The organism is Dyella sp. (genome assembly GCF_036568765.1).
Classification (GTDB): Bacteria; Pseudomonadota; Gammaproteobacteria; order Xanthomonadales; family Rhodanobacteraceae; genus GSA-30.
In genome coordinates this window covers 1-6,255 of record NZ_DATCRY010000310.1, presented here as the reverse complement: position 1 = coordinate 6,255, position 6,255 = coordinate 1, and the positions used below count along the sequence as shown (strand labels likewise).

Annotated in this window: 7 protein-coding genes and 2 pseudogenes; all 9 read right to left on the bottom strand. The window is 64.6% G+C overall.

Annotated features, from left to right (window positions below):
- Window positions 1-512 (bottom strand): annotated as a pseudogene (locus VIM98_RS19410) (glycosyl transferase); the annotation flags it as partial.
- Complete coding sequence (locus tag VIM98_RS19405) at window positions 509-1,105, bottom strand: hypothetical protein (RefSeq protein WP_331994749.1); 597 nt, start codon at window positions 1,103-1,105, stop codon at window positions 509-511. The pseudogene VIM98_RS19410 and the gene VIM98_RS19405, both read right to left, overlap by 4 nt.
- A complete protein-coding gene (locus tag VIM98_RS19400) occupies window positions 1,102-1,647 on the bottom strand; it encodes a hypothetical protein (RefSeq protein WP_331994748.1) in 546 nt (181 codons plus the stop codon). The genes VIM98_RS19405 and VIM98_RS19400 overlap by 4 nt, the downstream gene beginning before the upstream one ends.
- Entirely contained in the window at window positions 1,635-1,904 is a 270-nt protein-coding gene (locus VIM98_RS19395) for a phosphopantetheine-binding protein (protein ID WP_331994747.1), read from the bottom strand. Before VIM98_RS19395 ends, VIM98_RS19400 begins: the two co-directional genes overlap by 13 nt.
- Entirely contained in the window at window positions 1,901-2,695 is a 795-nt protein-coding gene (locus VIM98_RS19390) for a lysophospholipid acyltransferase family protein (RefSeq protein ID WP_331994746.1), read from the bottom strand. Before VIM98_RS19390 ends, VIM98_RS19395 begins: the two co-directional genes overlap by 4 nt.
- Complete coding sequence (locus VIM98_RS19385) at window positions 2,671-3,420, bottom strand: beta-ketoacyl synthase chain length factor (protein WP_331994745.1); 750 nt, start codon at window positions 3,418-3,420, stop codon at window positions 2,671-2,673. The genes VIM98_RS19390 and VIM98_RS19385 overlap by 25 nt, the downstream gene beginning before the upstream one ends.
- Window positions 3,417-4,700 carry a beta-ketoacyl-[acyl-carrier-protein] synthase family protein gene (locus VIM98_RS19380; RefSeq protein ID WP_331994744.1) on the bottom strand — a complete coding sequence of 428 codons (1,284 nt, stop codon included), beginning with the start codon at window positions 4,698-4,700 and terminating at the stop codon, window positions 3,417-3,419. Before VIM98_RS19380 ends, VIM98_RS19385 begins: the two co-directional genes overlap by 4 nt.
- Window positions 4,700-5,920 carry a beta-ketoacyl-ACP synthase gene (locus tag VIM98_RS19375; RefSeq protein ID WP_331994743.1) on the bottom strand — a complete coding sequence of 407 codons (1,221 nt, stop codon included), beginning with the start codon at window positions 5,918-5,920 and terminating at the stop codon, window positions 4,700-4,702. Before VIM98_RS19375 ends, VIM98_RS19380 begins: the two co-directional genes overlap by 1 nt.
- A gap of 26 nt (window positions 5,921-5,946) precedes the next feature.
- A pseudogene (locus tag VIM98_RS19370) lies at window positions 5,947-6,255 on the bottom strand (hypothetical protein); the annotation flags it as partial.

Genomic DNA, 6,255 nt, shown 5'->3' with positions numbered 1-6,255 from the left:
TTGTTGAAGTGCGCCACGTGATGGTTATGCACCAGCACGTTCAACGGCACCTGTTCGCCCAGCTCGGCCATCGCACGACAGACATCGAGATTGCCCAGATGGGTGACCACCAGGATCTGGCCGCGCCCGCCATCGCGGCTGCGCAACAGGCGATTGCGTACGCCATGCGGATCGATCAGTTGCACCTGCCGCAACGATAGTTTGCCGCGCCACACATCGAGTCGATCCAGCAGATTGACCGCATAGGCCATGAACTGACCGAACACGCTGCGCAAGGTGGGGCGCAATTCGGGGCGCTGGCTCCATTCGGCGAGGTAGGTCTGGTACTCGCGCACATTGCGCCGCGCCTTGCGTCCGGATGCGAAGAAATACAGCACGATCAGATAAAGCACTGGTGTAAGCGGGCCGCGGCCGAGTATGCGCACGGCGCGTGCGGTCAGCTTCATCCAGAAAAAGCTGCCGCGCTCCTTGTGCGTAGCCCAATGGCTGTCCGTAGTGCGCGCCTGGTTCACGGCCCGGTGCTCCATACCAGTCGTCCGGAGGAGAAATTCGCGTCGCCGTGCCGATAGGCGAAATGCAATTTGCCGCGCGCGCGATCGGCCCGAAGCGTCAATTCGGCATCGGCGCCAGGGCGGAGTAGCTGCTGGAATTTCAGCGCTTCCATGGTGCGGCACTGTGCGCAGGTGCCCAGCCGAACCGCAGCCAGCTCCAGCGCCCATGCCACCTGCACGATGCCTGGGACGACTGGCGCCGCTGCGAAGTGGCCGGGAAAGTGAGCCAGGTCGACGGGCACATGCAACGTGATCGTATGGGTATCGCCATCGATATGCCGAATGATGGGCAGAGGCGCTCGCGGCAATGGGCTATGCAATAACGTGCCGATATCGAAACCGCGCGCCGCTTCGAAACGGTCGAGCAGGCGGACTGTCAAAGCGGGCGAATGCACCTGCAGTGCTTGCAACAGCGTCATCTTTCCGCAGCGACGCAATGCATCGAGACCTTCGTCGCTGAGTACCAGCACCAAACCATCGGCATGCCGATGCACCCGATCCAGCCAGGCATGGTCGTCCAGCTCGTTCAGCGGCAAGGATGCGGTCGCGGTCATGCCGTACCTCGCAGGCGCCGGCGCAACAACCACTCGCCGCCGAACAGCACGCCCATGATGAAGTACACCAGCAGGCCGTTATAAAGCGTCCACCAGGCCAGCGGTGCCCATAGCGTCAGCACGGCGGAGACGACGCCGTTGAAGATGAAAAAGCCGACCCAGACCCAGGTGACCTTGCGTGTATAGGGAATCGCCGCGTCCGGCAGATCGGGCTCGCGTACGCGCGCGATGCGCTCGACCAGCGGCGGCCCGTAGATCAGGCTCAGCCCAAATGCGCACAGCAGCAACAGACTGATCAGGGTGGGATACCAGCGCAGCATGAACGATTCGCCGCTCACGGCCAGCAACGCGCAATAGGTCAGCGCGGCGCCCACCATCCAACGACCGCCCGGTTCGCGCAGCAGGGCCGGTGCGCGGATCAGCCAGATCGAACCCAACACCAGGGCGAACACCGGCGGCGAGACCTTGTCCATCCCGAAATAGACCACGAACGGATACAGCAATCCGATCGCCGGCAACAGGAGTGACGTCAGCCGGCGCATGCGTTCCTTTGCGCCGTCACGAAGTCGGCCAGGCTGGCGATGGTGGCGAAGTGTTGCCGTGCATCTTTCGAATCGGAGGCGATGCGAATGTCGTAGCGCTTCTGCAGCGCCAGCGCCAGTTCGAGTGCGTCGACCGAGTCCAGCCCCAAGCCCTGGCCGAACAGGGGCTGATCCACCGGAATATTCGCAGCATCGACGTCTTCCAGGTTCAGCGTGTCGACGATCAGTTCGGCAATTTCCTGTTGCAATGCGTTCACGATGAAGCGAGCTCCTTGAGATAAATGGCGTGCAGATGTTCGTTGAGCCTGCGTGAGGCGATCGGCGCGGGCTGGCCCTCGACGAAGGGCGCCACGGCAATGTCCTCACCCACCCGCAGGCGCACCTGCACACGGCGGTCGGGGATCCGGTACCAGGGTTCGGCCTTGGTCAGGGTGGTCGGTTCCACTGTGATGAAAACCGGTGTGACCACGTGCGCGCCGCGCACGGCGATTGCCGCGGCACCACGATGAAAGACCGGAGCGCATCCGGGCGTAGTGCGCGTGCCCTCGGGAAAGACGATCAGCGTCTGGCCTTCGCGCAGCACGGCGGCTGCCTGATCGAGCATGTCCGGGCTGCCGTTGTTGCTGATGTATTGCGCGGTAGTGACCGGTCCGCGCGTACACGGGTTGTGCCAAAGGCCTTGCTTGACGATGCAATTGGCGTCTTGGGTATGCGCGATCAGGAACACCACGTCGATCAGCGATGGGTGATTGGCGACGATCAATTGACCCGGGCGGCCGAGTCGCTCGGCACCGTCGAAGCGGAAGTCGAGCACGCCGGTGCGAGCCATGAACTGCACGTGCAGATGAAAGGCATGGCTGATGGCCTTGCGTGCGCGACGACGGCGCGCGAGCGCATCGCCGGGCAGCAGGCCGAGCACCGGCAGCACCAGCAGGCGCAGTGCCAGGCCGCCGAGGCCGAAAAAAAGAAAACTCAGGCCGGTGGCGACGAAGCGCCACGCGAAGGCGTCCCCTCGGCGGGACGTTACGGTAGCGGTTGCCAGATCCATCGACGTTTCTTCCATGGGTGGTCCAACGGTGTATGCGGTCCCAGCAGCGAGCGCAGGAAATCCAGTGCGTTTGGCCAATCGCCCGCGACGCGACTGCCGTCACCGGCCGTCAGTTGCAAGCGCCAATCGGTTCTCCCCGGTGCGCGATCCCCCGGAATGGCCCGTCCCACGCGCAGGGCTACAGCATACGAGAACGGTACATCGTCGATCCATGTGTCATAAGCCGCGGGCGGCCGTTCCTCGGCCACCACCACCAGCGCCGTGGGCGTGGCATCGGTGAGTAACCCGGCTGCTTCCAGCATGGCGTGCTCGAAGGTATCGGCTTCGCCGGCGATCGCCGTCGATTCGCCGCGCTGTCCGCGCAGAATCGACCATTGGCCGGCAATTGCGTTATGCACGGACAGGCCGAATTGCGTAGGCGAGAGCGGCTGGCCAGCGGCCACGTCGCCGAGCAGGGCGAAGGTGCGTGTCGTTTCGCCATGACGCGAGCCGAACACGAACGGCAACTGCTCGCCATCGGCGCACAGCGGCCATGCTACATGCAATGTCATGCGCGCCAGCCGGCTCAGACGTCGGCGTTGCATGGCCGGCAGGAAAGCGCAATCGGGTTGTGCATCGCCATCGGTAGCCGGGCGATAGGGCTGTTGTGCCCAGTCGCGCCAGGCCTCGGGTATTTCCAACCCCGGGGCCCAGGCATGCCATTGTTCGATGCGCAGATCGATCATGCCGCGGCCCCTGCATAGCGCCGAAACATCAGCGCGGCGCTGCTGCCGCCGAAGCCGAAATTGTTGGATAGCACGCTGTCGATGCGCTGGCGGCGCGGTGTACCGATCAGCGGTGCCTGTGCGAACGCTTCGTCGGGCTCGTCCAGCGCAGGGCCGGAGGCCAGGAACTCATGTTCGAGCATCAACAGGCAGGCAATCGCATCGAGCGCGCCGGCAGCGCCTGGCGCATGGCCGGTCAATCCCTTGATCGAGGAAAGCGGCGGTACGCTTGCACCGCGTTCGGCGAACACGGTCGCAATCGCCTGCCATTCGGCCAGGTCGCCCTGGGGCGTGGAGCAGGCGTGCGTATTGATGTAGTCGGGCAGCTCGCCGGCATGCTCCAGCGCCTGGCGCAGCGCATGCGCGATGCCCTCGGCACCGGGGCCGACCATGCTGGCCGCATCGGTGCCCGTACCGTAACCGGTCAGTTCGGCCAGGATGGGAGCGCCACGCTGCTGTGCATGGTCGAGCGATTCGAGCACCAGCACGCCGGCACCGGCGGCGAGCACAAAGCCGTCGCGCGCGTGGCCGTAAGGGCGGGAGGCGCGTTGCGGTTGGGCGTTGTTGTCGCTGGATAGCGCATCCATGGCGTCGAACCAGAGCGCCGTGGTGTCGTGCAGTTCGTCGCTGCCGCCGCAAAGCACGACGTTCTGCTTGCCCAGCTGGATCAGTTCCATGGCGTGGCCAATCGCGTGCGCCGCGCTCGTGCAGGCCGAACTGACGGTATAGCTGCAGCCACCGATGCCGAAGATATGCGCCAAGCTCGCCGACAGGTTGCTGCTCATGCCGCGCGGTACCGTGAACGGCGAAATACGATCGATGCCGCGTGCGCGAAAATGCTCGAGTGCGAACTGGTGCTCGCTCAGTGCGGCACCGCCACCCATGACCAGTCCGCAGTCGGCATGGCCGAGTCGATCCGGTAGCAGGCCGGATTGCTCGAGCGCTTCATGCAGCGCATACCATGCGTACAACGCAGGCGTGGCGAGGAAGCGGCGCAGCTTGCGCGGAAGCTCGAGCAGCCATTGCGGATCGACGGGCCCGCCAACCTGGCTACGCATGCCGAGATCGGCAAAAGCCTGCATATGACGGATGCCGCTGCGGCTCTCGCGCAATCCGTCCAGCAACGTCGCGCTGCCCATGCCAAGGCAGGACACCGCGCCCATGCCGGTCACGACCACTCGTGGCAAACCGAGGGCTTGCCGGCGCGGATACGATGGCTCGTGGCGCGTGGTGGGCTGCATCAGGGGTGTGCCTTGAAGATCAGCGACGTATTGATGCCGCCGAACGCGAAGTTGTTGTTCATCACGTAGGGCGTATCGATGCGACGGCCCTCGCCGACAACGTAATCCAGCTCGGCGCAGGCCGGGTCGACCTCGGTAAGGTTGATGGTCGGCGCGAACCAGCCGCCGCGCATCATCTCGATGGCCCACCAGCTTTCCAGTGCGCCGCAGGCACCGAGAGTGTGGCCGACATAGCTTTTCATCGAGCTGATCGGCATGCGCGTGCCAAGCACCTCGGCCGTCGCGTGGGTTTCGGCTACGTCGCCGCGATCGGTCGCGGTGCCGTGCGCGCTGACATAGCCGATCGCTTCGGGTGCAAGCTGTGCGTCCTCCAGCGCCAGTCGCATCGCCAGGGCCATGGTCTCGCTGGTCGGCTGCGTGATGTGGTTGCCATCGGAATTGCAGCCGAAGCCGACCATCTCCGCGTAGATACGCGCGCCGCGCGCCTTGGCGTGTTCATATTCTTCCAACACCAGCGTGGTCGCGCCTTCGCCGACGACCAGGCCGTCGCGCGCGCGATCGAACGGGCGCGGGGTCAGTTCCGGTGCGTCGTTGCGCGTGCTGGTGGCGAACAAGGTATCGAACACTGCCGCGCCTGGGCCGGAGAGCTCCTCCGCGCCACCGCACAGCATCAACCGCTGCTTGCCGTAGCGTATCGCCTCGAAACCGTAGCCGATCGCCTGGCTGCCCGAGGTACATGCGCTGGAGGTGGGAATGATGCGGCCCTTGAGGCCGAAGAACACGCCGATATTGACCGCCGTAGTGTGCGCCATCATCTGGATATAGCTGGTGGCGGTCACGCCTTGCATGGAACCGGTTTCGAGCATGCGGCCGACCACACGTACCGGTTCCACGCTGCCGCCGGAAGAGCCATAGGCCACGCCCATGCGACCGTCGGCAATGACGGGATCGCCATACAGGCCGGCATCGCGCAACGCGCGTTCGCTTGCCGCCACGGCCAACTGCGCCACGCGCCCCATTGAGCGGGCGTGGCGACGCGGCCATTCCGGCAAAGCGATGTCGGCGGGGCAGCCCAGACGCCCGTTCAAACTATCGAAGTAATCCCATTCCGGCATGCGGCGAACCGCATTGCGCCGTTGGCGCAGGCGCGACTCGATCTCCGACCAGTCGGCTCCCAATGGCGTGATGCCGCCGATGCCGGTGATGACGACGCGTTTCATCGACATTGATTCCCCATGAATACTCATTATTGCCTAGTTCTCTCGCCGCGCAGCCCCAGACTCATTGGTACCAGCAGGGCGGTAAAGCCGATGCCGAGCAACAAGGTCAGGCCGAAATGACGCAGCGCCGGCATCGAACTCAATGCCAGCAGGCCGAACGAAAGCAGGGCAGTGATGGCCGACAGCAGCACGCTGGCGAACGTGGCGCCGGGCAGATGGCGCGTATAAGGCTCGCCTTCGCGCATGAACACGGCATAGTTCGCGCCGACGCCGAGCACCAGCATCAACGCCATCCAATGAAACAGGGTCAGGGGTTGATTCAGATAACCCAGCGC

What these genes read in the sequence shown, in the direction of transcription:
- VIM98_RS19405 (WP_331994749.1), bottom strand. Translation starts at nt 1,105, where the DNA reads ATGACCGCGACCGCATCCTTGCCGCTGAACGAGCTGGACGACCATGCC.
- VIM98_RS19400 (WP_331994748.1), bottom strand. Translation starts at nt 1,647, where the DNA reads ATGCGCCGGCTGACGTCACTCCTGTTGCCGGCGATCGGATTGCTGTAT.
- VIM98_RS19390 (WP_331994746.1), bottom strand. Translation starts at nt 2,695, where the DNA reads ATGGATCTGGCAACCGCTACCGTAACGTCCCGCCGAGGGGACGCCTTC.
- VIM98_RS19385 (WP_331994745.1), bottom strand. Translation starts at nt 3,420, where the DNA reads ATGATCGATCTGCGCATCGAACAATGGCATGCCTGGGCCCCGGGGTTG.
- VIM98_RS19380 (WP_331994744.1), bottom strand. Translation starts at nt 4,700, where the DNA reads ATGCAGCCCACCACGCGCCACGAGCCATCGTATCCGCGCCGGCAAGCC.
- VIM98_RS19375 (WP_331994743.1), bottom strand. Translation starts at nt 5,920, where the DNA reads ATGAAACGCGTCGTCATCACCGGCATCGGCGGCATCACGCCATTGGGA.